Origin of the sequence: Gilliamella sp. B2717, from assembly GCF_026536675.1 — a bacterium.
Taxonomy (GTDB): Bacteria; Pseudomonadota; Gammaproteobacteria; order Enterobacterales; family Orbaceae; genus Gilliamella; species Gilliamella apicola_I.
Genome location: NZ_JAFNNQ010000041.1, coordinates 438 through 922, shown reverse-complemented (window position 1 = coordinate 922; position 485 = coordinate 438). Strand labels below are relative to the sequence as shown.

At 36.3% G+C, this 485-nt stretch carries 1 pseudogene; it reads left to right on the top strand.

Going from position 1 to position 485, the window contains the following annotated elements:
- Positions 1–485: pseudogene (locus J3U35_RS06460) on the top strand (hypothetical protein); the annotation flags it as partial.

The window sequence follows — 485 nt, the reverse complement described above, 5'->3', positions numbered from 1 at the left end:
GTTCAATTCCGGTATTAACGCCTTATGAGCATGAAGGAAAGCAGATTATCGGTTGGGTTTTCAATGGAACTCAAAAGCAGCTCACGGAATCCGAATTTGATATAAAAAATAAAGATAAAGATAAAAATAAAAATTTTGCCAAATCAAAAGGACTGAGAGTCAGGGATGAAAGTAAAAAAAACATACTGTCTATGTTACCCAAGGGAACCCAAGTAAAAATAAGCGGTAAGAAAAAACCTAAAACGTTTGTTGAATTAGCCCAGATAGTCCGTGACGGGCAACCGACCATTCCTTTATCAGAAGGAAAAAAACTCGTATGGAGCGATAATCTTGAAAACATCACCCGAGGAAAAGAATATAATCAGGTAGTGGTATTAGATAAACCGTATCCAATCAAAGCCGGTGATTTAGTGGGGCATATTGGCCATAATCAAAATAAAGGCATCAGCAAACAAAAAGATAAAGACGGTAATTATATAGAGATG